Source organism: Pseudomonas sp. JUb52 (assembly GCF_004341115.1).
Lineage (GTDB): Bacteria > Pseudomonadota > Gammaproteobacteria > Pseudomonadales > Pseudomonadaceae > Chryseomonas > Chryseomonas oryzihabitans.
The window spans coordinates 384,325-409,297 of record NZ_SLYS01000003.1 but is presented as its reverse complement, the minus strand read 5'-3'; the positions used below and the strand labels follow the sequence as shown (position 1 = coordinate 409,297).

The window sequence follows — 24,973 nt, the reverse complement described above, 5'->3', positions numbered from 1 at the left end:
GAGCTGCCATGGAATCCGTGCTGCGCGCCGCCGCCATCTACGCCTTTCTATTGGTGCTGTTTCGCATCACCGGACGGCGTGCGCTGTCGGAGATCACCACCTTCGATTTCGTCCTGCTGCTGGTGATCGGAGAGGCCACGCAGCAGGCACTGTTGGGGGATGATTTTTCGGTGATCAATGCCTTCGTGGTGATCGCCACCCTGGTGTTGATCGACATCCTGCTTTCGCTGTTCAAGGAGCGTTCGCCCAAGGTCGGGCGCTTTCTCGATGGCGTGCCGCTGATCGTGGTGGAGTACGGCAGGCCGCTGACCGAGCGACTGCGCAAGGCCCGCCTCACCGAGGAAGACATCCTCGAGGCTGCGCGGCAGAGTCAGGGGCTGGAACGGCTGGAGCAGATCCGCTTCGCGGTGCTGGAAAAGAACGGCCAGATCTCGGTGATACCCGAGCCTGGAGAAAAATGACCGGACGTGAAAGCAGGAAGGGCAGGATGATCCTGCCCTTCGCCCTGGCCTGGATCAGGCCGGATTACTGCTGGCCGCCACCCCCGCTGTTCTGACCGCCCTTGCGGCCAGCCTCGGACGCCTTCTCGCGGTCATTGGCGAAGTTGCCGCCACTGTTCTCGCCGCCCTTGCGACCGGCTTCGGCGGCGCGCTCGGGGTCGTTGGCGAAGTTGCCACCGCTGTTCTGCCCGCCCTTGCTGCCCGCCTCGGCGGCGCGCTCGGGGTCGTTGGCGAAGTTGCCACCGCTGTTCTGCCCACCTTTGCTGCCGGCTTCGGCGGCCTTTTCGCGATCGTTGGCAAAGTTGCCGGGATTGGAGTTGTTGGTGCTCATCGTGGATTCCTCTTGATCGTGGGACGAAGGAGCCGGGTCCACCCGGACGTGGCTCCGCTACAAGGAGGGAAGCCCCTAGTGGCTACCACCCTTGCGTCCGGCTTCGGAGACTTTCTCGCGATCGTTGGCAAAGTTGCCCCCGCTGTTCTGGCCGCCCTTGCGCCCGGCCTCGGCAGCCTTCTCGCGATCATTGGCGAAGTTGCCGGGATTGGAGTTCGAATTCTTGGTGGTCATGGTCGCTCTACCTCTTTTGGGAATGTAGTGCAGAACGCATTGCCTGCCCTGGTATTGAGGGGCGTGCGCGGCCAGGTTTCCCGGCCGGGGGATGGGTGGTCGCTGGCCAGGTGCCACTGTCAGGATTGTATCTAGCTTTGGCCGATGGGCTGTCCAACCTGGCCGCTGGGTTGGAAGGGGCTCGGGCCTTGCCGTATGGGAAAAAGCCTGGACGCAGCGGTGTCGCTGCGTCCAAGTCCTGTGGCTATTGGCTTGTACGACGGATGGTGGCGATTCTAGAAACCGTCGATGGGAATCTTCAGGTAACGGCGGCCATTGGCCTCGGCCGGCGGCAGGGTGCCGGCGCGGATGTTCACCTGGATCGCCGGCAGGATCAGCGTCGGCATGGACAGGGTGGCATCACGGCGGGTGCGCAGGGCGACGAAGGCATCCTCGTCCACGCCATCGCGGACATGCACGTTGAGCGCACGCTCTTCACCCACGGTGGTCTCGTGGCGCGCTTCGCGGCCGGCGGGCGGATAGTCGTGGCACAGATAGAGGCGCGTGGCCTCGGGCAGGGCCAGCAGCCGGCGGATCGAACGATAGAGGTCGCGGGCGCTGCCACCGGGAAAGTCGCAGCGCGCCGAGCCGACATCGGGCATGAACAGGGTGTCGCCGACGAAGACATGGTCCTCCTTTACCTGGTAGGCCATGTCGGCCGGGGTGTGGCCGGGCACGTGCAGGGCGCGGGCGGTCAGGGCACCGATGTGGAAGACCTCGTCGGGCTGGAACAGGTGATCGAACTGGGAGCCGTCGAGGCGGAATTCCGGTTCCAGGTTGAAGACGTCCTTGAAGGCGCCCTGGACGCGGCGGATGCCCTCGCCGATGGCGATGCGGCCGCCCAGTTGCCGCCGCAGATAGGGCGCGGCGGAGAGGTGGTCGGCGTGGGCATGGGTCTCCAGCAGCCACTCCACGGTCAGCCCCTGATCGCGCACGAAGCGGGCGACGCGATCCGCCGACAAGGTGGCGGTGCGGCCCGAATGCGGATCGTAGTCCAGCACCGAATCGACGATGGCGCAGCGACTGCCGGGCGCTTCGTAGATCACATAGGTGAAGGTGGACGTGGTGGCGTCGAAGAAGGGTTCGATGCGCGGAGTCATGACCGGCCTCGTCAAGCTGTGGGATGTCTCACCTTACCACGGGGCTCCGCCGCTCCGCGGCGTGCCTCGTCGCCGCAGGTCAGGACCGGCCTAGTACCGCGCCTGCTGCATCTCCTTCAAGCGACTGAGGGTGCGGCGGAAGGGGAATTCCAGAAAGCCGCGGGTATACAGCTGCTCCAGGGGCACGGCGGCGTCCAGGTAGAGCGGGCGGCGGCGGTCGTAGGCTTCGTCGACCAGGGCGATGAAGCGGCGCACGGCGTCGTCCTGGGGCGCCAGGCGGGGCAGTTCGCGGTCGCCGGCCAGGACCCGCGTCGCGCCGTCTTCGGTGCCGCGGGCGATGCGGCCCGCGCGGGGATCGCCGGACAGGCAGGGCACGTTGCTCAGCAACAGGGCGGGAAAGCGGGTGCAGAGATCCATGTAGTCGGTGGTGGCCCAGGCGCCCTGGCAGAGCACGGCGAAATCCAGCCAGATCGCGCCGGAGGCCCGCTGCACCACGGGCAGCGGGCGCTCGCCGAGGATCAGAGGCGCGGTCGTCACGGCCTCCCCCGCGGTGAGGCGGGTGAAGGTCGTGGCGAGGGCGGTGGGATCGTCCACCCAGAAGCGCGGTTCGGCTTGGCCTTGGTGCAGACGGTGATCCTGGCCGCCGTCCACCTCCAGCACCTCCAGTTGCGCCTGCAGCGCGGCGATGGCGGGCAGCAGGCGCTCGCGATTGAAGCCGCCGGCATAGAGTTGCTCCGGTGGCTGGTTGGAGGTGACCACCAGTACCAGGCCCTGGTCCAGCAGGGCGCGCAGCAGGCCGCCCACCAGGATGGCGTCGCCGATGTCGCTGACGAAGAGTTCGTCGAAGCACAGCACCCGTACCTCGGCGGCCAATTCGCGGGCCAGCACCTGCAGGGGATCGCGGGTGCCGCTGAGTTGGAACTGGCGCTGGTGCACCCAGCGCATGAAGTGATGGAAGTGCTGGCGGCGGGCGGGCACCGGCAGGCTGGCGTGGAACAGATCCAGCAGCCAGGTCTTGCCACGGCCGACCGGTCCCCAGAGATAGAGACCGCGCGCCGGCCGGCCCGCCAGCAGCGCCGCGTGGCAGGCCTCCAGGCGCAGGACAGCGGCCTCCTGGGCGGCATCGGGCAGGCGTTCGCCCTGGGCCAGGATCCGGCGGTAGGCAGCGAGGGGAGAGGGGGCGGTGGTCATGGTCGCCACTCTAGCGCTCGACCTGGCGGCAGACCATGCCTCGGTGGAATGACGTGAGTCCTTTATAGCGTTTGAAGGCCGGCGGCCGCGGTTCGATAGTGCGAGACGATCCCTGCCGGACGCTTCCGGCACCTCTCTTCGCCCTGCCTGGAGCCCTGTCATGGCCGCCGATTCGACCCTGCACCTCGCCCACTGCCTCGCTTCCGTGGGCGTCTCCGAGATCCTCAAGATCACCGAGCGCGCCAACGCCCTGCGCCGCCAGGGCGCCGATCTGCTGGTGCTGGGTGCGGGCGAGCCGGACTTCGATACCCCGGAGCACATCAAGGAGGCGGCGATCCAGGCCATCCGCGCTGGCCAGACCAAGTACACGGTGCTCGACGGCAGCCCGGCGCTCAAGGAGGCCATCCGCCGCAAGTTCGAGCGGGAGAACCAGCTGGTCTTCGCCCAGGACGAGGTGACCGCCTCGGCCGGTGCCAAGCAGGTGATCTTCAACGCCATGATGGCGACCCTGGACGCGGGCGACGAGGTGATCATTCCCGCGCCCTTCTGGGTGACCTATGCCGACATCGTCACCATCCTCGGCGGCACGCCGGTGGTGCTGCCGTGCCGCGAGGAGGATGGCTTTCGCCTGACCGCCGAGGCCCTGGAAGCGGCCATCACCCCGCGCACCCGCTGGGTGATGCTCAACTCGCCGTCCAACCCCTCGGGGGCGGCCTATGGCGAGGAACACTATCGCCCGCTGCTGGAGGTGCTGCTGCACCATCCGCAGGTCTGGCTGATGGTCGACGACATGTACGAGCACATCCTCTACGACGGCTTTCGCTTCGTCACCCCGGCGGCCCTGGAGCCACGGTTGCGCGAGCGGACCCTGACCATCAACGGCGTCTCCAAGGCCTATGCCATGACCGGCTGGCGCCTGGGTTATGCCGGCGGACCCAAGGCGCTGATCCAGGCCATGGCCAGTGTGCAGAGCCAGGTGACCTCCTGCCCCTGCTCGGTCAGCCAGGCCGCGGCCATCGCTGCCCTGGATGGGCCGCAGGACATCGTGCGCGAGCGCTGCGAGCTGTTTCGCCAGCGGCGGGATCTGGTGGTGGATGCGCTGAACGCGGTGCCGGGCCTGTCGGCGCGGCGGCCCGAGGGGGCCTTCTATGTGTACGCCAGTTGCGCGGGGGTCTTGGGTCGGCGGACGCCGGGCGGGGAGCTGATCGACAGCGATACGGCCTTTGCCCGCTACCTCATGGACGAGGGCGGGGTGGCGGTGGTGCCAGGCTCGGCCTTTGGCCTGGCGCCTTACTTCCGGGTTTCCTACGCCACCTCGCACGAGGTGCTGGAGGAAGCCTGCCGCCGGATCGCCGAAGCGACCCGGCGGCTGCTGGCCTGATCAGCCGGCCGGCGGTGCTGGGGGCGCCGGCGGTTGGGCACCCGGGGCGACCGGCTGGACGCCGGGGGGCGGGGGCGGCGGCAGACGACCGGGACCGCGGGGTGCCGGCGGGGTATCCAGGGTCTGCAGCGAGTTGGCGTCGGCGCCGAGGGCGCTGACCCGGAAGGCACGGCCCTGGGCATTGGCCACCAGCTCGCCGCGGACGGCTACGTTCTGACCGGGCTTGAGCAGCGCTTGCAGGCGCAGGGCTTCATGGGGCGGCAGGCGCAGGGCGGTACCGTCCTGCAGCAGGGCGCCGTTCACGTCGCCACGGGGACCATGCAGCAGCTGGACGATCTGGCCCTGGAGGCTGTCGCCATCACGCTCGGTGCCAGGTGCCGGGGGGGCCGGAGGACGGCGACCGCCCACGCGATCGGGGCCTTCGTCGGTGACCGTCTTGCCGGTCTGGACGTTGGTCAGGGACACCGCCTGGACCAGCGGCAGGCTGGCGGCGCGCAGACCGGCGACGTTGATGCTGTCACCCGGCTTGAAGGTGGCGGCCAGTTGCTCGGACAGGTGCGGCGGGGTGTTGACCTCGGTGCCGTCGGCCAGGATCAGGCCGTCGATATCGCCGCGGGGATTGAGCAGGAACTGCTTGAGCTGGCCCTGCTGGGTAGGGATCTGGGCGCTGGCCGCGGTGGTGGAGGCGGTGCTGCCGGCGGGTGCGGTTTGTGCCAGGACGAGGCCGCTGACGGACAGCAGGGCGAAGGTCCCGATCACGAAGGTTTGGGTCTTGGTAGGCATGGATGACTCCTGCGGTGGTTGACGATCAGGATATTGCAGGGCCTGTGCCAACTTTTATTTCTTATATAAATCAATAGCTTGTGTTTTTTAAGCGGCGATCCGGGCAGCCTTTGCGTCCGGTTGGCGGACAGGCCTGTCGGCAAAGCGGTCAGCCTAGGCAGGACTGTCGTCTGCGCCGACACCCAGGCCCAACCGACTCAGCTTGGTGTAGAGCAGCTGGCGATGAATGCCCAGGCGGCGCGCCGCTTCGGCGCGATTGCCGCCGCTGCGCTGCAGGGCGCGCTCGATCAGCAGGCGCTCCAGGCGCGCGGTGGCTTCGGCCAGGGTCTCCTCCGGCCAGCTGGCGTCGATGGCTACCTCGTCCGGGGTGTCGCCCTGCAGAAAGGCCAGGTCGGCGGCGACGATGCGCTCGCCCTGAGCCAGGGTCGCGGCGCGCTGGATGGCGTTGCGCAATTCGCGCACGTTGCCTGGCCAGGGGTGGCGCAAGAGCAGGGCGGCGGCATCGTCCGCCAGTACCCGGCCGCTGGGTGCGAGGAAGTGTTCGGCCAGCGGCAGGATGTCGGCCCGCCGCTCGCGCAGCGCCGGCAGGTGGATGGGCACCACGTGCAGGCGATAGAAGAGGTCTTCGCGGAAGTCGCCGCTGGCGACCCGCTGGGCCAGGTCGCGGTGGGTGGCGGCCACCAGGCGCACGTCCAGGCGCACCGGTGCGCCACCCACCGGCGTCACCTCGCGTTCCTGCAGGGCGCGCAGGATCTTGGCCTGCATCGGCAGCGGCATGTCGCCGATCTCGTCGAGAAAGAGGGTGCCGCCCTGGGCTTCGCGAAAGGCGCCGAGGCGATTGGCGGTGGCCCCGCTGAAGGCGCCGCGCACATGGCCGAAGAGTTCGCTTTCCAGCAGGTCCGGCGGGATGGCCGCGCAATTGACCGCCACGAAGGGCGCCCCGCGTCTCTTGCCATGCTCGTGGATGGCGCGGGCCACCAGTTCCTTGCCGGTGCCGGTCTCGCCGGTGACCAGCACCGTGGCCTCGCTGTCCACCAGGCGGCCGATGGTCTTCTGCACCTGGCGCAGGGCGTCGCTGCCGCCCACCAGGGTGTGGCCCTCGACCGCGGCCGGTGGCGCGCTGGCCGGACCGCGCTGGGCGGTCATGCCAGCCAGTACCCGGATCAGCTCGTCACGGCCGATGGGCTTGGTGAGGTGGTCGAAGGCGCCCAGGCGCATGGCCTCGATGGTGTTGCCGGCACTGGCGAAGGCGGTCAGCACCGTGACCGCCGGCGGCTCGGGCAGGGCGCGAATGCGCGCCAGCACCTCCAGGCCGTCCAGCCCGGGCATGCGCAGGTCGAGCAGCACGGCGTCCACCCTTTCCTGCGCCAGGAGCCGCAAGCCCGCTTCGCCGCCGTCGGCCTGCAGCACCCGGTAGCCCTGGTCCGCGGCGGTTTCCGCCAGGGCGTCGCGCAGACCGGCGTCGTCATCGATGATCAGCAGGGTTGGCATGGCAGGAGGATCTCGAAGCGCGTGGGGAGGGAGGGATCGATCAGCCGCGCCTCGCCACTGTGGGCGCGGGCGGTCTCGCGGACCAGGGCCAGGCCCAGGCCGGTGCCCTCGGGGCGGCCGGTGACGAAGGGCTCGAAGAGCTGGGCGCGCAACGCGGCGGGTGGCCCCTGGCCTTCGTCTTCCACCGCCAGCACCAGCCAGTCGCCGCGCCGGCTGGCGTCGAGGCGGATCTCGCTGGCGGCCGGGGCGGCCTGCAGGGCGTTGAGCAGCAGGTTGTCCAGGGCGCGGGCCAGGGCGTCGCGATCGAAATAGCCCTCTTCGACGGCCACCCGGGCGGTCAGGCGGATGCCGCGCTGGGCGGCCTGGTCTTCGTGACCGGCCAGCACCTCGCGGCAAAAGGCCGGCAGCGCGATGACAGTGGGTTGCAGGTGCAGCGGCTGGGTGAGGTCGAGCAGGCGGCGCAGCAGGCGGTCCAGCCGGGTGATCTGCGTGAGGATGGCGTCCAGCGCCTTCTGCTGCCGGCCGCTGTCGCCGGCCAGGGCGTTCTCGGCCTTGAGGCGCATGGCGGCCAGGGGATTGCGGATCTCGTGGGCGACCCCGGCGGCCACCCGACCGAGGGCGGCCAGTCGTTCACTGGCGTGAACCTGGGTGGTCAGCCGCTGGGCTTCGTCACGGGCCTGGGCCAGGCGTTGCCCGGCCTGGTTGAGCGCCGCCAGCACCCGATCCAGCTCGCGTTCGCCGGTGAGGGCGAGGGTGGGCAGGTCCTGGCTGGCACTCGCGCCCAGATCGCGCTCGACCCGCGCGACATGGCGCGACCACTGCCAGGTGAGTCGGCCAAGCAGCAGGGTGGCGGCGAGCATGGCCAGCAGCAGCAGGCCCAGGCCCAGTTTCAGCTGGCGCTGCCCGCTGCCCTCGGCGAAGGTCAGGCGGGTTAGGGTCCAGGCGGCGAGATCGGCAATGGGTCCGGACAGTGGGCAGGCGGCCACCAATACCGTGGCGCCGTCCGCGCTGAAGCTGTCGCTCAGGCTGCGCGCCTCGGCCAGGGTCGCGGCGGCGAGATCGGCCAGGTGCTGGCGTTCGGCGGCGGTCAGGGGGAAGGGACTGGCATCGGCCAAGAGCCCTGCCTGTTCCTGCCAGAGGCCGCCGGCCATGCCGCGATAACGCAGCAGGGCGACACTGGCCACGCCGCCGAGACTGCGCTGCAGCGCCAGGTCGGTGAGGCCCGCGGTAGGACCGGACCAGCCGTTACTGTAGAAGCGATAGCTGCTGGCGATGGCCTGGCACGCCTGCTCGGCTTCCACCGTGGCCTGGCCGAGCTGGGCGCTTTCCGACTGGCGCAAGAGCAGGATCATCAGCCAGCCGACCCCGACGGCCATGCCGCCGAGCATCAGCAGCAGGGCAATCAGACGACTGCGCAGCGATCCGAACATGGGCTTTCTCTTCCAGGCCTTGGCCTGGATAGAGTGCCACACCCCGGCGGAGTTCGAGTGCCAGAGCGGGTGGCTCATCTCAGCCACAGACGTACAAGCCAGACCCTGGGCACGCTGGCTAGCCTGAGCCTCCTTCTCATAGCCTGGCAGGTGCCCCTTGGAAATCGTCCTCTATGCCCTGAGCGTCATGTACAGCCCCGGCCCGGTCAACGCCCTGGGGCTGAACGCCGGTCTGCGCGGCCAGGCCCGCCGGGCGCTGGGGTTCTATGCCGGGGTGGGCTGCGCCATGCTGGTGCTCTTTCTGGCGCTGGGCTATGCCGGGGCGTTCGTGGTCTCGGGGGCGCTGCTGCCGTGGCTGGCGCTCCTGGGTGGTGGCTATTGCCTGTACCTCGGCTATCGCATCGCCCGGGCCGCACCGCCAACGACAGCGGGGGAGGGCGCCGCCACGCGGCTGACCTTTGCTAGCGGCCTGCTGATCCAGGGCCTCAATCCCAAGGCGTGGCTGGCGGTGCTGCCCATCGCCACGGTGATGTTTCCGGCGGCCCAGGTGACCGGAGGCAAGATCGCCCTCTGGTCGCTGCCCCTGGCGCTGTCGGCGGGCGGCGCCCCGGCGAGCTACGCCTTGCTCGGGGCGCTGCTCGGGCGCTACCTGGCGCGGGGACGCGGCTTTCGCGCGGTGAATCGGCTGCTGGGCCTGAGTCTGGTCGGTTGTGCCCTGCTGTTGTTCCACGACGCCTGGCGCGGTCTGCTAGGCTGAGCGCCGGAGGAGTCGCCATGCGCAGCCAGATCGAATTGCCCGGCGCCACGGATTGGGTAAGGCACGCCCCGGCCCATGCCGAGCTGGAGTCCATCGAAGCCTTCTTCAGCGGCCATGCCTTCGATCCCCATCGCCACGCCACCTATGCCATCGGCCGTACCCTGGCCGGGGTGCAGAGCTTTTCCTATCGCGGCGCCCGGACCAACAGCCTGCCCGGCGAGACCATGATCCTGCATCCGGACGAGGTCCATGACGGGCGTGCCGGCGCTGCCGATGGCTTTCGCTATCGCATGCTCTACCTGCCGCCGACCTTGGTGCAGGACATCCTGGGCGGGCGACCCTTGCCCTTCCACCGCGAGAGCGTCTCCCGGGATCCGCGCCTGGCCCGGGCCACCGAAGCGGTGTTCGCCGCCCTCGACGCGCAACCCGATGTCCTGGCTCGCGACGACGCCCTCTATGGCCTGGTCGCCACCCTCGCTGAGGTCTGCCAGGCCTGGCCCAGTCGCGGGCGGGTGGACTTCGCCGCCGCGCTACGTGCGCGTGAATATCTGGAAGACCATCTCGACCAGGCGGTCACCCTCGACGACCTGGCCCGCTGCGCCGGCCGGGATCGCTGGAGTCTGACCCGGGATTTCCGCGCCTACTTCGGCACCAGTCCTCACCGCTACCTGACCCTGCGCCGCCTCGACCAGGTACGGCTGCAGGTGCGCCTGGGTCGGGGGCTGGCCGAGGCGGCCGTTGCCGCCGGCTTCTACGACCAGAGTCATATGACGAAACATTTCCGCCAGGCCTTCGGGATGGCTCCGGCGCGCTGGTTTCGCGGGCTGGGCACAGGTCCCGGCAAGCGACGCCAGACGCCCTCGTGACCGACATCCAAGCGCAGCGAGCGAAACGATTGGCGGGGCAGGGAGTCAACCTGTGCGCACTTCATGAACAGGAGCTCAGTCTATGAACGGCCAAGGAGAATCCGCCGCTCGCCATACCTTCAGTCCGCCCGTGTTCTGGACCTCGACCGGCATCTTGCTGGTCCTGGTGCTCTACGCCAGCGTTTTCCAGGCCAACGCCCAGGAGGTGTTTGGGGCGGTCCAGACCTGGATCATCGGCAATCTCAGCTGGTTCTACATTCTCGCGGTGGCCATCATTCTGGGTACCGTGGTCTTTCTGGGCGTCAGCCGCTACGGTGACATCAAGCTCGGTCCGGACCACAGCGAGCCCGATTACAGCAGCACCACCTGGTTCGCCATGCTGTTTTCGGCAGGCATGGGCATTGGCCTGATGTTCTTTGGCGTCGCCGAGCCAGTGATGCATTTCCTCTCGCCGCCCGTGGGCGCCGGTGGTAGCGTCGAAGCCGCGCGCGAGGCGATGAAGATCACCTTCTTCCACTGGGGCCTGCACGCCTGGGCCATCTATGCCATCGTCGCGCTGATCCTGGCCTATTTCAGCTATCGACACGGCCTGCCGCTCACCCTGAGATCGGCGCTCTATCCGCTGATCGGCGAACGCATCCATGGCCCCATCGGCCATGCGGTGGATATCTTCGCGATCATCGGCACCGTGCTGGGGGTCGCGACCTCACTGGGCTTTGGCGTGGCCCAGATCAATACCGGACTCAATGCGCTGTTTGGCGTGCCCATCTCGGTGCCGGTGCAGATCGGCCTGATCATCGCCACCACCGCCCTGGCTACCCTGTCGGTGGCGACCGGTCTGGACAAGGGCGTGCGCCGGTTGTCCGAGCTGAACCTGGGCCTGGCGCTGCTGCTGATGGTCTCGGTGATCGTGCTCGGCCCGACCGTGCTGATCCTGCAGACCTTCGTGCAGAACACCGGCGGCTACCTGAGCGAGATCGTCAGCCGTACGCTCAACCTCAATGCCTACCAACCCACCGATTGGATCGGCGGCTGGACGCTGTTCTACTGGGGTTGGTGGCTGGCCTGGTCGCCCTTCGTTGGCCTGTTCATCGCGCGCATCTCGCGCGGCCGGACCATCCGCGAATTCGTTTCCGGCGTGCTGCTGGTGCCGGCCGGTTTCACCCTGCTGTGGATGACGGTGTTCGGCAACACGGCCATTCACATGATCCTCACCGATGGCCTCACCGATCTGGCCGCCGCGGTAAACAAGGACAGCTCCCTGGCGCTGTTCGCCTTCCTCGAGCACTTCCCGCTGCACAGCGTGATTTCCATGGTGGCCATCGTCATGGTGGTGGTGTTCTTCGTCACCTCGGCGGACTCCGGCGCCATGGTGGTGGACATGCTGGCCTCGGGTGGCCAGGACAAGACGCCGGTCTGGCAGCGGGTGTTCTGGGCCTCCAGCATGGGTCTGGTGGCCATCGCCTTGCTCCTGGCCGGTGGCCTCAAGGCGCTGCAGACCGCCACCATCGCCAGTGCCCTGCCGTTCACCATCGCCCTGTTGTTCAGCATGCGCGGCCTGCTCAAGGCGTTGAAGCTGGATGCCACCAAGCGCGGCCTGCGCCATCAGGCGCTGAGCATCTCGCCACCCACGATGAGATCGCCCGGAGGCTGGCAGCGCCGGCTGCGTGGTCTGGCGATGTTTCCGCGGCGTAGTCATGTGGTGCGCTTCATCAGCGAGGTGGCCAAGCCGGCGTGCCTGGCGGTAGCCGAGGAATGGCGCAAGCAGGGGTATATCTGCAGCGTCGAAGATCGCGACGATGGCGGCGTACGCCTCACCGTGGGTCCCGCCGAGCAGCCCGAGTTCGTCTACCAGGTCAGACCCCACGCCTACGCCATGCCCAGTTTCGTCATGGGCAGCGAGCCGGGGGAGGAGCGCAAGTACTTCCGCGCCCAGGTCTATCTGCGCGAAGGCGGTCAGGACCATGACGTCATGGGCTGGTCACGCGAAGACGTCATCGGCGACATCCTCGACCAGTACGAGCGTCACATGCACTTCCTGCATCTGGTGGGCTGAAACGAAAAAGCCGGGCGCAATGCCCGGCTTCTTCCTGTCGCGACGTTGGGTCACTTCACCCGGAAGCGCCGCACCACCGCCATCAGCTGCTCGTTGGACGATTGCACCGCCGCGGTGCTCTCGGCGGTGCGCTGACCGCTGGTGACCAGGTCGTCGACGATATGGCGCACGGCAACCATGTTCTGGTTGATTTCGCCGGCCACCACGCTCTGCTCTTCGGCCGCCGCGGCGATCTGGGTCGAGAGATCGCTAATCCGCACCACCGAACCGCTCATCTCGTCCAGGCCGTCGGTGACCTCGCGGGTCTTCTCGGCGGTGCTCTGGCAACTGGTCTTGGTCACTTCCATGGCCGCGACCGCGGAACTCACGCCCTGCTGCAGCCTATTGAGCATCTCGTTGATCTCGGCGGTGCTCTGCTGGGTACGGCCAGCCAGGGCGCGGACCTCGTCGGCGACCACCGCGAAGCCGCGACCCTGCTCGCCGGCCCGGGCCGCCTCGATGGCCGCGTTGAGCGCCAGCAGGTTGGTCTGGCCGGCGATCTCGCCGATCACCCCGAGCACGTCGTTGATGCGCTGGGCGTCGCTCTGCATGGCCTGCACCTTGAGGGTGGCGTCTTCCACCTGATCCACCAGGGCCAGCACGCTGGCCGAGGCCTGCTGGACCACCGCACGGGAACGCTCGGCCTGGCCGTTGGCAGCCTGGGTGAGGGTGGCGGTGTCGCTGGCACTGCGCGCCACGGAGTCGGAGGTGGCGCTCATCTCGGTGATGGCGGTCACTGCCTGGTCGGTTTCGCTGGCATGGCGAGCCAGGATGGCACCGTTCTGCTGGGCCTGACCGTGCAGTTGCTTGAGGCCGGTGTCGATGCGATCGGTGGCATCGCCCACCTCGCCGATCAGCCGCTGCAGATAGCCGATGAAACCGTTGACCGCGGCGGCCACCGCGTCCACCTCGTCCTTGCCGTGCACCGGAATGCGCCGGGTCAGGTCGGCATCGCCGGCGGACAGGGATTCGATGTTGCGTTGCAGCAGGCCCAGGCGACCCATCAGCTTACCGAGCGCCAGCACCATGATCGCCACCAGCAGCAGGACCAGCGGCAGCTGGATCGCCGCCAGGGTCTTGAGGATGCCGGTGTTGGTCGCCGCGATGAGCGCGGTGGGCAGCGCCGTGGCCAGCAGCCAGGGGGTGCCGGCCAGCGGCCGCAGGAAGAAGGTGTGGGGCGTGCCGTGCTCGTCGACATAGGTGTCGCGCACCACGGCCTCGCCCTTGAGCTTGCCGAGGTTCTGCTGGATGGCGGCGACGAAGGGGGAGCGGGCGGCATAGGCCGAGACGTTGTTCAGGATCTGCGAATCGCCAAGTTCGCTGAGGTTGCTGAGGATCTTGCCGTCGGCCTCGACGATCATCATGTCGGTGTCGTCGAGATCCTTGCGCAGGCTGTCCACCAGCGGGTTGAAGAAGCCCAGGGTCAGGTCGATGGTCGAGACGCCAAAGGCCTTGCCGTCGCGCTGGATAGCCATGGCGCAGTTGGTGCGCGGCTCGGCGCTGGCGGCGTCCTTGTAGGCGGCGGCCCAGACGCACTGGCCGGCTGGGCCCTTGAGACCGGCCTGGAACCAGGGTTGCTCCCAGTAGTTGAGCGACTCGGGGGAGTTCCAGTGGGTGTTGACGATCAGCTTGCCGCCGGCATCGCGGTGATAGAAGGTGCTGAACTTGTCGCGGCCCTGTTCACGCTGGTTGGGCAGCGGCCAGATGCCGCCGCCGAACACCTTGGCATCGCCATACTGGTCCACCAGGCCGGGCAGTACCCGGTCGATGGCGGCGCTGTCCAGCAGCGGCACGGTCTGGGTGATGGAGCGCTGCTGCGCCTGGATCTGGTTGAGTTCGCGATAGATACGGGTGCCCACCTCGTTGACGCGGGTAAGCACGGTGGATTCACCGGCGGCGACCAAGTCCGGGGTCACCCACAGGCGGATGCCGATGACGGTGGCCACGAGGGTCGCGCCGATGAAGCCGAGAAAGATCAGGGTGTAGCGGGTCCGGATGGTGTTCAAGGCCATGGTGTCGCTCCTGCGGTTACAGCGTCGTTCACGCTGCGAAAGGCATCCTTGGCGATGTTCTGAACGAGGATGTCAGAGCCTTATCGGCGTCTGACGTGTGACCTTTAGTCGCAGGGGCGATGGGATATCGAATCGCTATCAGAGTCGCGCCGTGACCCGGTGGCCGCTTTGCAGGCAGCCGGGTCTCCTTGCCCGGCTCAGGCCGGCAGGGCGCGGATTTCGCTCTGCCAGACGCCCGCGTGCAGGCGGACGATCACCAGGCAGGGGCCGTCGCCTGGCGCCGCGACCAGGCACTTGCCATCGGCTTGCCAGAAGGCACTGCGGCCCACGCAGGCATAGCCGCCGGTGGGCGCGCCGTGATTGGCCAGGAGCACCGGCATGCCCAGGCGCCGGGCATAGCCGGCCAGGCGCGCGCTGTCGGCGGGATAGCCGGTCGGGCCTATCACCGCCGAAGCCAGGTAGAGATCGGCGCCGCGGGCGCGGGCGGCATCGGCATGGGCCTCGTGATTGCTGTCGGCGCAGATGGCCAGGGCGGCCTGCAGCCCGCGCACCTCCAGCAAGTCCCCGCCACTGCCTGGCACGAAGGGCGGCGCCTCGCCCGGATGCAGGTATTGCTTGGTGTGGACGCGACAGCGGCCATCGGCGCCCAGGATCAGCGCGCCAATCTGCAGCCCCGTCGGGCCCTGGATCGGCGCCCCGACCACGGCCGTCAGCCCGGCCGCGCGACAGGCCTCCCGCAGCGGCCGCAGGCGGGCATCGCTGCTTTCCAGCGTCAGCCCTGCCGCCAGGGTCGGCTCATAGCCGGTCAGGGACAGTTCCGGAAACAGCAGGAGCTCCACCCCGGCGTCGGCAGCCGCGGCGATGAAGTCCAGATGGCTGCGTAGATTGGCGGCGAGGTCGCCGGCGAGTGAAACGGATTGGGCGGCGGCCAGGGTAGGGGTGGGCATCGGGACTCCAGGGAAAGCGGCGGCGCCCGGGAGAGCGGGCCCGGCCATCGCTGTGGGGAGGGCGTCCGGCAGGGGAGGTCAGGCTGGGTTGCCTCCTGGTTATACCGCTATCGCTACCTCTCAGTATTTGGCCGGGAGGCGCCTCGCTATAGTCGGACCGTCTATCAATTTCAAGAATAACAGGACGGGTCATGGCGATAATCAACTATGTAACGGAGATCCGCTTCGGCGCCGGCTGTGCGGCCGAACTGGCCGACGTCAACGCCCGGCTGGGCTTCAAGCGGCCACTGATCGTCACCGATAGGGGCGTGGTGGCTGCCGGTCTCATCGAGCAGCTGGTGGCGCTCAATCCCCTGGCCGCCTACCAGGTGTTCGACGCCACCCCGGCCAATCCCACCGAGGCCGCCACCCGCGAGGGCGTCGCCTGTTTCCGGGATGCGGACTGCGACGGCATCATCGCCGTCGGTGGGGGTTCGCCCATCGACCTGGCCAAGGCCATCGCCGTGTCCGCGCGCCATACCGGCCCGCTGAAACAATTCGCCCTCATCGAAGGCGGCCTGACGCGGATCACCGCGGCGACGGTGCCCATCGTGGCCATTCCGACCACGGCCGGCACCGGTAGCGAGGTGGGACGCGGCGCCATCATCATCCTCGACGATGGCCGCAAGGTCGGCATCCTCTCGCCCCATGTCATCCCGCGGGTGGCCATCTGCGATCCGCTGCTGACGCTCAGCCTGCCGCCGCACCTGACCGCCGCCACGGGCATGGACGCGGTGGCCCACTGCATCGAGACCTTCCTTGCGCCCGGCTTCAATCCGCCGGCCGAGGGCATCGCCCTGGACGGCCTGCGCCGGGCCTGGCGCCATCTAGAGCTGGCGTTCAACGAGCCCAGCAATCTGGAAGCCCGTACCCAGATGCTCAGCGCCTCGCTGCAGGGGGCACTGGCCTTCCAGAAGGGGCTGGGCTGCGTGCACAGCCTGAGTCACTCGCTGGGCGGCATCGACCCGCGGCTGCACCATGGCACCCTCAACGCGGTCCTGCTGCCGGCCGTGGTGGCCTTCAACCGGAGCGCCGAATCGGTGGTCCGCGACGAGAAACTCGAACGCCTCGCCCAGGCCATGGAACTGCCGCCGCAGCTATCGGTGGAGCAGGCGCTGGCGCACAAGGCCGAAGCCCTGCGGCTGCCGACAGGGCTGGCGCAGATGGGGGTCGACAGGGGGCTCATCCCGCGCATCGTCGCCGGCGCCCTGGCCGATCACAGCCACCAGACCAATCCCCGGGAAGCCTCGGCGGAGGACTATGCCCACCTGATCCAGGCCTCGTTCTGAGGCCCTGCCGTCCGTAGCGGAGAGCCCTTCCGCTGCAGTGCCATTCGCTGTCCTGCCGCGCGCCTCGACTCGTTCCGGGCGGGCAGCGGGCCGCGGATGACCGACGACCGCTTTGCAAGACCCTCGCGACAATCACAACAATTAAAGGACGCGAAACATCATGGCCCATCCCAGTACCGCCGCATCCCCGGTGCAGTTCGATCCGCTCTACCGCAAGGTCGCCTGGCGCGTGTTGCCGCTGCTGCTGCTCGGTTACATCATCGCCTATCTCGATCGGGTCAACGTCGGCTTCGCCAAGCTCGCCATGCTCAACGACCTCGGCATGTCCGAGGCGGCCTACGGCCTGGGCGCCGGCATCTTCTTCATCGGTTACTTCATCTTCGAAGTCCCCAGCAACCTGATGCTGCATCGCGTCGGCGCCAAGCTGTGGATTGCCCGCATCATGATCACCTGGGGCCTGGTCTCTTCGCTGATGGCCTTCACCGGGCCCATCGCCCAACTGCTGGGCATCAGCCACGAGATGACCTTCTATGGACTCAGATTCCTGCTCGGCGTGTGCGAGGCGGGCTTCTTTCCCGGGGTGATCCTCTACCTGACCTACTGGTTTCCCTCGGCGCTGCACAGCCGCATGATGGCCATCGTTATCCTCGGCAATCCGGTGTCCTTCATCTTTGGCGGTCCGCTCAGCGGCGCCATCATGTACTACATGGGCGCCAACGGCCTGCTGGCGGGCTGGCAGTGGATGTTCGTCATCGAGGCCATGCCCGCCGTGGTGGTCGGGGTGGTGGTGCTCTGGCTGCTGGACAACGGCATCCAGGATGCCCGGTGGCTGAACGATCAGGAAAAGGCCGAACTCACCCGGCGGCTGGCCCTGGAAGCCGCGGAAAAGCCGCGCGTCGCCCTCAAGCGCCTGTATGCCCTGCCCATCATCTGGCTGCTCACGGTCATCTACGTCCTGCTGATGCTCGGCAACTACGGCATCAATTTCTGGGTGCCGACCATCATCAAGAACGCTGGAGTGGCCTCGGTCCTGGACATCGGCCTCATCACCGCCATCCCCTATGTGTTCGGCGCGGCGACCATGGTCTGGGTCACCCGCCAGGCTCAGCGCAAGGGTAACCAGCGCGCCTATGGCGCCCTGATGTCGGTGCTGGCCGGCATCGGCCTGATCCTCTGCGCGGCCTTCCCCCAGCATCTCGTGCTGATGATCCTGGGTGTCGCCTTCGCCGTGGGTGGCAGTCTGAGCGCCATCGCCCTGTTCTGGGGGCTGCCCGGCGCCTTTCTGCAGGGCGCCGCCGCCGCGGCTGGCATCGCCATCATCAACTCCTTCGGCAATCTCGGCGGCTTCGCCGGACCCTATCTGCTGGGGCTGCTGACGACGCTGTTCGGCTCGGCGCAGGTCGGGTTGATGCTGCTCGGGGGTTGCCTACTGGTATGCGCGGCGCTGATGCTGTGGGTAACAGGGCGGCCCGCGCCATCCAACGCCGGATTGCTGGCCGAGTGACCACGCCGCGATAGTCGCGCCTTTCGAGCGGAAGCGACCACCCCTCGCTTCCGCTTTCCTTGCCAGTGAAGAGGACGTCATGGATCTGGTCAGCGAGTTGCACACCATCGTCGGACGGCGCCATGTCCTGCAGGGCGACGCCGCGACCCGGCGCTTCCGCCTGGGGATCCGCTATGGCGGCGGGGCGGTGCTTGCCGTGGTGCGGCCCGGCAGCCTGCTGGAGATGTGGCGCGTCCTGCAGCGCTGCCACAGCGCCGGGACCATCATCATCTGCCAGGCGGCCAATACCGGCCTGACCGGGGGCTCCACCCCGGTGGCCGAAGGCTATGACCGGCCGGTGGTGCTGATCAACACCCTGCGCCTGACCCGCCTGGCCCTGCTGCGCCAGGGCGAGCAGGTGCTGTCCCAGCCGGGGGTGACCCTGAGCCAGCTGGAGACGACGCTGAAACCCCTGGGGCGCGAGCCGCATTCGGTGATCGGCTCGACCTGCATCGGCGCCTCCGTCACCGGTGGCGTCTGCAACAATTCCGGCGGCTCGCTGATCCGCCGCGGACCGGCCTTTACCCAGCTGTCGCTGTTCGCCCGCATCGACGAAGCCGGGCAGCTGCAACTGGTCAACCACCTGGGCCTGGCCTTGGGCGACAGCCCCGAGGAGATCCTCACCCGACTCGACAAAGGCCGCTTCGATGACAGCGTCGTTCAGGACCCGGCCGGGGCCATGGCCTCCGATCGCGAATACGCCCGCCATGTCCGCGACGTGGCCTCGGCCACCCCGGCGCGCTACAACGCCGATCCGCGGCGGCTGTACGAAGCCTCGGGTTCGGCGGGCAAGATCGCCGTGTTTGCCCTGCGCCTGGATACCTTCGCCGCCGATCGCAACACCCGGGTGTTCTACATCGGCTCCAACCGGGCCGCCGATCTGGAGGCCATCCGCCGGCACATCCTGATCAACTTCGCCCAGTTGCCCATCGCCGGCGAATACATGCACCGCACGGCCTACGAACTCAGTCGTACCTACGGCAAGGACCTGTTCCTCTTCATCCAGCGCTGTGGCGCGCAACGGGTGCCCCAGGCCTTTGCCTGGAAGACCCGCTTCGATGCCCTGAGCGAACGCCTGGGCCTGGGTGCCCAGCTCGGCGATCGCCTGCTGCAACGCCTCGCCGTGCCCTTGCCGGAGCACCTGCCGGCGCGCCTCAACGCCTTCGCCTCGCGCTTCGAGCATCATCTGCTGCTCAAGATGGGCGAAGACGGCATCGACGAGGCCCGCGCCTATCTGCAGTCCTGGCTGCCCAGCGCCGACGCGGATTTCATCGAGTGCGACGCGGAGGAGGGCAACGCCGCCTTCCTCAATCGCTTCGCGGTCGGCAATGCCATGAATCGCTACCGGGCGGTGCACCGGGACACCGTGGAAGACATCCTCGCCCTGGACATCGCCCTGCCGCGCAACACCCAGGACTGGTTCGAGACTCTGCCGCCGGAGCTGGCGGAGCAGATCGAGGTGACCATGTATTGCGGGCACTTCTTCTGTCACGTGCTGCACCAGGAATACCTGGTGAAGAAGGGTCGGGACTGCGCGGCGCTCAAGCGTCGCCTGCTGGCCCTGCTGGAGGCCCGCGGCGCCCGTTATCCCGCCGAGCACAATGTCGGTCACCTCTACGCCGCGGCGCCGGAACTAGAGCGGCACTATCGCCAGCTCGATCCGACCAATGCCTTCAACCCGGGCATCGGACAGCTGACGCGGCGCCATCGCTGGCAGGAGGACTGCTGCGCCACGCATGCCGGCGATGCCATCGCCGCGGCGGCGAAGACGGCCCGGGCGGAGACGAGTCGCACGTCCTGAGCGGGAGTAAGGGGCGGCTCAGTCTTCCTGCTGGATGGCGTAGAGCGATTCCACCAGCAGCGCGAACGCCGGATTCTGCTGGGCGCTGCGCCGCGAGACCAGCTCATAGGGCTCGCTGTGCGACCTGAGCTCCAGCGGCAGGCGACTGACCAGGCCATGCTGGCAGACATAGTCCGCCACCTCGACCGAGACCAGCGCCACCAGCCGGGGATTGCGGCTCAACAGTGAAAGGGTGGTCAACGCCGAGGTGGTCTCGATCAGGTGCAGCGGAAAGGGCAGCTGCGCCTCGAAGAATTCGTGTTCCAGGGTGCGTCTCATGGGCATGTTGGCCCGATAGACCACCCAGCGACTGTCCGAGAGATCCCGCAACTCGACCCGCTCGCGCTGGGCGGCCGGATGGGCGGCGTGGGCGATGACCGCGAGGGACTCGTCTTTGATGACCAGGGCGTCGTAGCTTTCCGGCCGCTCGCTGACCGACAGGCGACAGATGGCCGCGTCCAGCCGCCCCTGGTCGATCAGACCGAGCAGGGTCGTGCTGGTGTCTTCCACCACCTCGATGGACAGCCGTGGCTGCAGTTCCAGCAGCCGCGAGATGGCATGGGTGAGCAGGGGCACGGCGCCCATGATGGTGCCTATGGCCAGCTTGCCGCCGGAGCCGCTGGCGATGGCGTGGAGTTCGAGGCGCAGATTGTCCAGGTCGGCCTGGATCAGCCGGGCGAAGCGAATGGCGCAGGTGCCCGCCGGGGTCGGCAATAGGCCGCGGTTGGTGCGCAGGAACAATTCCACGCCGAGGGCGGACTCCAGCTCCTTGAGCGCCTTGCTGGCGCCCGGCTGGGTGAGCCCCAGGCCTTCCGCGGCATTGAGCAGCGAACCCTTTTCCGCCAGGGCGATGAGCAGGCGCAGCTGCTTGGCGTGCAGCCGCGACATGATGGCGTTGAGACTGGCGAGATGCTTCATTGACCGACCGTTATACCGCGGTTGCTTATTGTTGATCCCAGAGGCTCTAGCCTAGAGCAAGTCGTTGCTTGCGTATAACAGCCTGTAATAAAGGCGGGGCTTGACCGGCCGCGAGCCTTTTCGCCAGCGTGGCGGTGGCAAGGCCTTCGGCGGACCATCGTCAGTGCGCGGTGGCGGCTATCGGATCCAGCCGCTACGAGGCGTGGTTCGATTCGTTGGGCTTCGGGGGTTGAGCGTTAGCGAAGCCCAACGGGTCGGATTCAAGGCGCCGCCGTTTCCCTCACCCCAACCCTCTCCCGGAGGGAGAGGGGGCGGCTAGGGCATGAAGGGAGGCGGCGGCATCGAGGTGGAGGATTTTTACCCGCTCTCCCCTTGGGAGAGGGTTGGGACGAGGGCCGGCAGGAAGGCCAGGGGGCATCGAGCTGCACGCTTTGACCCCCTCTCCCTCTGGGAGAGGGCTGGGGTGAGGGCTGAACCCCCTTAGAGCAGCGTGAAACTCCCCTCGCGCACTCGCTCCGAATCCAGGCCGACCATCACCTTGAATTCGCCCGGCTCCGAGACCAGCTTGAGGTCATTGTTGTAGAAGCGCAGGTCCGCCTCGGTGATGGGGAAGTCCAGCTCGCGACTCTCGCCCGGTTGCAGCATCACCTTCTGGAAGCCCTTGAGCTCCTTGACCGGTCGCGCCAGGGAGGCGGTCACGTCGTGCAGATAGAGCTGCACCACGGTGGCGCCGGCGCGGCTGCCGGTGTTCTTGACCGTGACCCTGGCGGTCAGGGTGTCGCCCTTCTTCAGGGTGGCGCTGGACAGCTGCGGCGCCGAGACCTCGAAGGTGGTGTAGCTCAGGCCGTAGCCGAAGGGGTAGAGCGGGCCGTTGACGATGTCGAAGTAGCGCGAGGTGTACTTGTTCGGCTTGGCCGCATCGAAGGGCCGGCCGCTGCTCAGGTGGTTGTAGTACAGCGGCACCTGACCCACTTCACGGGGAAAGGTCATGGTCAGTTTGCCGGAGGGATTGTGGTCGCCAAACAGCACATCGGCCACGGCGTTGCCACCTTCGGTGCCGGGGAACCAGGCCTCCAGCAGGGCATTGGCCTGTTCCTGTTCCCATTCCAGCGCCAGCGGGCGGCCGTTCATCAGCACCAGCACCAGCGGCTTGCCGGTGGCCTTGAGCGCCTTGATCAGCTCGCGCTGGGTGTCGGGCACGCTGATGCGGGCGCGGCTGGAGGCCTCGTGGGCCATGCCCTGGGATTCGCCGACCACGGCCACCACCACCTCGGCCTGGCGCGCGGTGGCCACGGCTTCGGCGATCAGTTCGCTGGCGCTGCGCGGATCCACCGCGACCGCCGGTTCGTAGGAGTTCAGGTAGGCCAGCACATCGCGGTCGTCCAGCAGGTTGGCGCCCTTGGCATAGAGCACCTTGCCCTGACCGGCCACGGCGTTTTCCAGGCCGCGGCGGATGGAGACGGCCTGGGCGGCCACGCCGGCGGCGGACCAGTTGCCCATGACGTCGCGCGGACTGTCGGCCAACGGGCCCACCACCGCCAGGGTGGCGCCCTTGCGCAGCGGCAGCACGGCCTTTTCGTTCTTCAGCAGCACCAGACTCTCGCGGGCCACCTGACGCGCCTCGGCGCGGTGCAGCCGCGATTCGGCGTTGGTGTCGGCCGGGTCCTGGCCCTGCAGCCGGCGATAGGGATCGTCGAAAAGCCCCATGCCGTACTTGGTCAAGAGCATGTCGCGCACGGCCTGGTCGATCTCGGCCTGGGTCACCTTGCCGGCGGCCAGCAGGGCAGGCAGCTGCTTGCCGTAGACGTCGTCGTGCATGTTCAGCTCGACGCCGGCCTTGAGCGCCTGTTCGGCGGCGTCACGGGTGTCCTTGGCCACCCCGTGCAGCACCAGCTCGTTGATGGCGCCGTGGTCGCTGATCAGCAGGCCCTGGTAGTTCCAGTCCTTGCGCAGCAGATCCTGCAGCAGCCAGCGATTGGCCGTGGCCGGGACGCCGTTGATGCTGTTGAGCGCCACCATCACCGCCCCGGCACCGGCCTCGGCAGCGGCGCGATAGGGCGGCAGGTAGTCCTGCATGAGTCGCTGCGGACTCATGTCGACGTTGCTGTAGTCGCGCCCGGCTTCCACGGCGCCGTAGCCGCCGAAGTGCTTGATGCTGGCCATGAGGCTGTGCGGGGCGCGCAGGTCCTTGCCTTGGTAGGCATGCACCAGGGTGGCGCCGATGCGCGAGGTCAGCCAGGTGTCTTCGCCGAAGGTTTCCGAGGCACGGCCCCAGCGCGGTTCACGGGTGACGTCGACGGTGGGGGAAAAGGTCAGGTCGAGTCCGTCGGCCGCCGCTTCCAGGGCGGAGATGCGCCCGCTGGTGGCGATGGCGTCGAGATTCCAGGTGCTGGCCAGGCCCAGGTTGATGGGGAAGATGGTGCGCATGCCGTGGATGACGTCATAGGCATAGAACAGCGGGATCTTCAGCCGGCTGTGAGCGACCTGGTCCTGCATCTGGCGGATGTCGGGGCGGGTCACGGTGTTGAACATGGCGCCCACCTTGCCGGCGCGGATGTCCGCCATGATGGCTTCCTTGGGATAGTCCGGCCCGACGCTCACCAGATTGAGCTGACCGATCTTTTCCTCCAGGGTCATCTTCGCCAGCAGGGCGTCGACGTAGGCGCGTGCCGGATCCCTGTCCTGCGCCGGGGCGAGGGTGGCGCTGACCGCCAGTCCCAGGCCGAGCATGAGTGCGGTGAGGCGTGGTGCGTTCAACATCGTCCCCCAATTCCCTGTGCGTACTTTCTCGTTGTTCTTGGGCACCCTTGTGCCGAGGGGATTGTACAACCGCGACGCCGGGAAGCGGAGCCGTTGACGGCCGGCGGGCGAGCCGGTCGTCAGGGGCCTGGGGAAGGGGGGCGAAGACCTAGAAACGCGGCTTGCGGGTTTCCCAGTCCGGCTGGTACTTGCGCATCTGGCGCACGTCGTCGCGGCTGCGGATGTCGATGGCGAGGAATTGCGCGTGCAGCTTGGCGAGCTGGTCCTGGTCCAGCTCCACGCCCAGGCCGGGCGCATCGGTGATCGCCACGCAGCCATTGCGGATCGGCAGCTTGCCGCCCTGGATGACCTCTTCGTCCTCTTCCTGCCAGGGATAGTGGGTGTCGCAGGCATAGGCCAGGTTGGGCACCGCGGCGGCCACGTGGGTCATGGCCATGAGGCTGATGCCCAGGTGCGAGTTGGAGTGCATGGAGACGCCCAGGCCAAAGGTGTCGCACAGCCGCGCGAGGATCTGGGTGTCCCGGAGACCGCCCCAGTAGTGATGATCGGCGAGCACGATCTGCACGCTGTTCTGGGCCACGCTGCGGCGGAATTCATCGAAGTCGGTGACCACCATGTTGGTGGCCAGGGGTATGCCGGTGCGCCGGTGCAGTTCGGCCATGCCGTCCAGGCCCGGGGTCGGGTCCTCGTAGTACTGCAGGTCGTCCTTCAGCACCTCGGCGATGCGCAGCGACGTTTCCAGCGACCAGTTGCCGTTGGGGTCGATGCGCAGCGGCGCTTCGGGAAAGGCCTGGCGCAGGGCCTTGATGCAGGCCGCCTCGTGGTCCGGACCGAGCAGGGTGCCAGCCTTGAGCTTGATGCTCTGAAAGCCGTTCTCCTCGATCATCCGCGCCGCCTGGGCCACCACCTGCTCGGGACTGATGGCTTCGCCCCAGCGATCGGGCGGGTAGGGCGCATCGATGTGCTCGGCGTACTTGAGGAACAGGTAGGCGCTGAAGGGCACCTCGCGGCGCACCGCACCGCCGAGCAGTTCGACCAGGGGAATGCCCAGGGAGCGCGCCTGCAGGTCGAGAAAGGCCACCTCGAAGGCGGAATAGGCGTTGGCCACCTGCTTGCTCGGATGGGAGCCGGGCGCCAGTTCGGCGCCGGCCACCACGCCGCCGGCGAGGCCGGCGACGGTCTCCACCACCCGGGCGCGCAGGCCGTTGAGGTCCCAGGCGGAGAGGCCGACCAGGCTGCTTTCCATGGCCTTCAACACGGCCAGTACCGGGGCGTCGCCATAGCTCTCGCCCAGGCCGATGTGGCCGTTGTCGCCTTCCACCTCGATGATGGATCTCAGCGCATAGGGTTCGTGGATGCCGCTGGCGTTGAGCAGCGGGGCATCGCGAAAGGCGATGGGGGTAACGGTGATCCGTTTGATCTTCACG

18 protein-coding genes and 3 pseudogenes are annotated in these 24,973 nt (G+C 67.9%); 8 read left to right on the top strand and 13 right to left on the bottom strand.

All coding sequences use genetic code 11. The annotated features are described in order from the left end of the window. Nucleotides 1-8 precede the first annotated feature (8 nt). Nucleotides 9-461 (top strand): DUF421 domain-containing protein, encoded by a 453-nt coding sequence (locus EC839_RS07520; RefSeq protein WP_007159630.1) that lies wholly within the window; start codon nucleotides 9-11, stop codon nucleotides 459-461. A 64-nt stretch (nucleotides 462-525) separates the two neighbouring features. On the opposite strand, the gene EC839_RS07515 is transcribed toward EC839_RS07520, so the two are convergent. From EC839_RS07515 to zapE, 4 genes and pseudogenes are all read right to left on the bottom strand, one after another. Further along, on the bottom strand, nucleotides 526-831 hold the full coding sequence (locus EC839_RS07515; protein ID WP_007159629.1) for a general stress protein: 306 nt from the start codon (nucleotides 829-831) through the stop codon (nucleotides 526-528). Nucleotides 832-906: 75 nt separating this feature from the next. Then, nucleotides 907-1,038 (bottom strand): annotated as a pseudogene (locus tag EC839_RS07510) (general stress protein); the annotation flags it as partial. 302 nt (nucleotides 1,039-1,340) lie between these two features. Beyond that, a complete protein-coding gene (locus EC839_RS07505; protein ID WP_007159627.1) occupies nucleotides 1,341-2,204 on the bottom strand; it encodes an MBL fold metallo-hydrolase in 864 nt (287 codons plus the stop codon). Between the two features lie 90 nt (nucleotides 2,205-2,294). Further along, the gene (gene zapE / locus EC839_RS07500; protein WP_007159626.1) at nucleotides 2,295-3,395 is read right to left on the bottom strand and encodes a cell division protein ZapE; all 1,101 of its coding nucleotides are present in this window, start codon (nucleotides 3,393-3,395) and stop codon (nucleotides 2,295-2,297) included. 160 nt (nucleotides 3,396-3,555) lie between these two features. Here zapE and EC839_RS07495 point away from each other — a divergent pair, with 160 nt between their 5' ends. Continuing rightward, nucleotides 3,556-4,776, top strand: coding sequence for a pyridoxal phosphate-dependent aminotransferase (locus tag EC839_RS07495; RefSeq protein WP_007159625.1), 1,221 nt, complete (start codon nucleotides 3,556-3,558; stop codon nucleotides 4,774-4,776). Here the strand turns inward: EC839_RS07495 and EC839_RS07490 are convergent, their stop codons facing one another. The 3 genes from EC839_RS07490 to EC839_RS07480 form a co-directional block, all read right to left on the bottom strand. Then, complete coding sequence (locus tag EC839_RS07490; RefSeq protein WP_007159624.1) at nucleotides 4,777-5,559, bottom strand: hypothetical protein; 783 nt, start codon at nucleotides 5,557-5,559, stop codon at nucleotides 4,777-4,779. A gap of 153 nt (nucleotides 5,560-5,712) precedes the next feature. Continuing rightward, on the bottom strand, nucleotides 5,713-7,050 hold the full coding sequence (locus tag EC839_RS07485; RefSeq protein ID WP_007159623.1) for a sigma-54 dependent transcriptional regulator: 1,338 nt from the start codon (nucleotides 7,048-7,050) through the stop codon (nucleotides 5,713-5,715). Beyond that, nucleotides 7,035-8,480 (bottom strand): PAS domain-containing sensor histidine kinase, encoded by a 1,446-nt coding sequence (locus EC839_RS07480; RefSeq protein ID WP_007159622.1) that lies wholly within the window; start codon nucleotides 8,478-8,480, stop codon nucleotides 7,035-7,037. The genes EC839_RS07485 and EC839_RS07480 overlap by 16 nt, the downstream gene beginning before the upstream one ends. Nucleotides 8,481-8,637: 157 nt before the next feature. On the opposite strand from EC839_RS07480, the gene EC839_RS07475 reads away from it, so the two are divergent. The 3 genes from EC839_RS07475 to EC839_RS07465 all read left to right on the top strand — a co-directional run bounded on the left by EC839_RS07475 (nucleotide 8,638) and on the right by EC839_RS07465 (nucleotide 12,159). Further along, nucleotides 8,638-9,237: a LysE family translocator gene (locus EC839_RS07475; RefSeq protein WP_132832491.1), complete on the top strand. Its 600-nt coding sequence runs from the start codon at nucleotides 8,638-8,640 to the stop codon at nucleotides 9,235-9,237. A 17-nt stretch (nucleotides 9,238-9,254) separates the two neighbouring features. After that, nucleotides 9,255-10,103 (top strand): AraC family transcriptional regulator, encoded by an 849-nt coding sequence (locus EC839_RS07470; RefSeq protein WP_007159620.1) that lies wholly within the window; start codon nucleotides 9,255-9,257, stop codon nucleotides 10,101-10,103. Between the two features lie 82 nt (nucleotides 10,104-10,185). Further along, the gene (locus EC839_RS07465; protein ID WP_007159619.1) at nucleotides 10,186-12,159 is read left to right on the top strand and encodes a choline BCCT transporter BetT; all 1,974 of its coding nucleotides are present in this window, start codon (nucleotides 10,186-10,188) and stop codon (nucleotides 12,157-12,159) included. A 50-nt stretch (nucleotides 12,160-12,209) separates the two neighbouring features. Here EC839_RS07465 and EC839_RS24880 read toward each other — a convergent pair. The 3 genes and pseudogenes from EC839_RS24880 to EC839_RS07455 form a co-directional block, all read right to left on the bottom strand. Beyond that, nucleotides 12,210-12,782 (bottom strand): annotated as a pseudogene (locus EC839_RS24880) (methyl-accepting chemotaxis protein); the annotation flags it as partial. A gap of 288 nt (nucleotides 12,783-13,070) precedes the next feature. Beyond that, nucleotides 13,071-14,210, bottom strand: a pseudogene (locus tag EC839_RS24875) (cache domain-containing protein); the annotation flags it as partial. 197 nt (nucleotides 14,211-14,407) lie between these two features. Beyond that, nucleotides 14,408-15,157: a carbon-nitrogen hydrolase family protein gene (locus tag EC839_RS07455; RefSeq protein WP_007159617.1), complete on the bottom strand. Its 750-nt coding sequence runs from the start codon at nucleotides 15,155-15,157 to the stop codon at nucleotides 14,408-14,410. A 191-nt stretch (nucleotides 15,158-15,348) separates the two neighbouring features. On the opposite strand from EC839_RS07455, the gene EC839_RS07450 reads away from it, so the two are divergent. The 3 genes from EC839_RS07450 to dld all read left to right on the top strand — a co-directional run bounded on the left by EC839_RS07450 (nucleotide 15,349) and on the right by dld (nucleotide 19,829). Next, nucleotides 15,349-16,485 carry an iron-containing alcohol dehydrogenase gene (locus tag EC839_RS07450; RefSeq protein WP_007159616.1) on the top strand — a complete coding sequence of 379 codons (1,137 nt, stop codon included), beginning with the start codon at nucleotides 15,349-15,351 and terminating at the stop codon, nucleotides 16,483-16,485. A gap of 160 nt (nucleotides 16,486-16,645) precedes the next feature. Then, entirely contained in the window at nucleotides 16,646-17,989 is a 1,344-nt protein-coding gene (locus tag EC839_RS07445) for an MFS transporter (protein WP_007159615.1), read from the top strand. Between the two features lie 79 nt (nucleotides 17,990-18,068). After that, nucleotides 18,069-19,829: a D-lactate dehydrogenase gene (dld, locus tag EC839_RS07440; RefSeq protein ID WP_007159614.1), complete on the top strand. Its 1,761-nt coding sequence runs from the start codon at nucleotides 18,069-18,071 to the stop codon at nucleotides 19,827-19,829. 18 nt (nucleotides 19,830-19,847) lie between these two features. On the opposite strand, the gene EC839_RS07435 is transcribed toward dld, so the two are convergent. The 3 genes from EC839_RS07435 to EC839_RS07425 all read right to left on the bottom strand — a co-directional run bounded on the left by EC839_RS07435 (nucleotide 19,848) and on the right by EC839_RS07425 (nucleotide 24,972). Next, on the bottom strand, nucleotides 19,848-20,786 hold the full coding sequence (locus tag EC839_RS07435) for a LysR family transcriptional regulator (protein ID WP_007159613.1): 939 nt from the start codon (nucleotides 20,784-20,786) through the stop codon (nucleotides 19,848-19,850). 480 nt (nucleotides 20,787-21,266) lie between these two features. Continuing rightward, the gene (bglX, locus tag EC839_RS07430) at nucleotides 21,267-23,546 is read right to left on the bottom strand and encodes a beta-glucosidase BglX (protein WP_132832490.1); all 2,280 of its coding nucleotides are present in this window, start codon (nucleotides 23,544-23,546) and stop codon (nucleotides 21,267-21,269) included. A 148-nt stretch (nucleotides 23,547-23,694) separates the two neighbouring features. Next, nucleotides 23,695-24,972 carry a glucarate dehydratase family protein gene (locus EC839_RS07425; protein ID WP_007159611.1) on the bottom strand — a complete coding sequence of 426 codons (1,278 nt, stop codon included), beginning with the start codon at nucleotides 24,970-24,972 and terminating at the stop codon, nucleotides 23,695-23,697. Nucleotide 24,973 lies beyond the last annotated feature (1 nt).

Bases quoted from the DNA above. Each gene is read 5' to 3' on its own strand.
- EC839_RS07520 (WP_007159630.1), top strand. From the start codon at position 9: ATGGAATCCGTGCTGCGCGCCGCCGCCATCTACGCCTTTCTATTGGTG.
- EC839_RS07515 (WP_007159629.1), bottom strand. From the start codon at position 831: ATGAGCACCAACAACTCCAATCCCGGCAACTTTGCCAACGATCGCGAA.
- EC839_RS07505 (WP_007159627.1), bottom strand. From the start codon at position 2,204: ATGACTCCGCGCATCGAACCCTTCTTCGACGCCACCACGTCCACCTTC.
- zapE (WP_007159626.1), bottom strand. From the start codon at position 3,395: ATGACCACCGCCCCCTCTCCCCTCGCTGCCTACCGCCGGATCCTGGCC.
- EC839_RS07495 (WP_007159625.1), top strand. From the start codon at position 3,556: ATGGCCGCCGATTCGACCCTGCACCTCGCCCACTGCCTCGCTTCCGTG.
- EC839_RS07490 (WP_007159624.1), bottom strand. From the start codon at position 5,559: ATGCCTACCAAGACCCAAACCTTCGTGATCGGGACCTTCGCCCTGCTG.
- EC839_RS07485 (WP_007159623.1), bottom strand. From the start codon at position 7,050: ATGCCAACCCTGCTGATCATCGATGACGACGCCGGTCTGCGCGACGCC.
- EC839_RS07480 (WP_007159622.1), bottom strand. From the start codon at position 8,480: ATGTTCGGATCGCTGCGCAGTCGTCTGATTGCCCTGCTGCTGATGCTC.
- EC839_RS07470 (WP_007159620.1), top strand. From the start codon at position 9,255: ATGCGCAGCCAGATCGAATTGCCCGGCGCCACGGATTGGGTAAGGCAC.
- EC839_RS07465 (WP_007159619.1), top strand. From the start codon at position 10,186: ATGAACGGCCAAGGAGAATCCGCCGCTCGCCATACCTTCAGTCCGCCC.
- EC839_RS07455 (WP_007159617.1), bottom strand. From the start codon at position 15,157: ATGCCCACCCCTACCCTGGCCGCCGCCCAATCCGTTTCACTCGCCGGC.
- EC839_RS07450 (WP_007159616.1), top strand. From the start codon at position 15,349: ATGGCGATAATCAACTATGTAACGGAGATCCGCTTCGGCGCCGGCTGT.
- EC839_RS07445 (WP_007159615.1), top strand. From the start codon at position 16,646: ATGGCCCATCCCAGTACCGCCGCATCCCCGGTGCAGTTCGATCCGCTC.
- dld (WP_007159614.1), top strand. From the start codon at position 18,069: ATGGATCTGGTCAGCGAGTTGCACACCATCGTCGGACGGCGCCATGTC.
- EC839_RS07435 (WP_007159613.1), bottom strand. From the start codon at position 20,786: ATGAAGCATCTCGCCAGTCTCAACGCCATCATGTCGCGGCTGCACGCC.
- bglX (WP_132832490.1), bottom strand. From the start codon at position 23,546: ATGTTGAACGCACCACGCCTCACCGCACTCATGCTCGGCCTGGGACTG.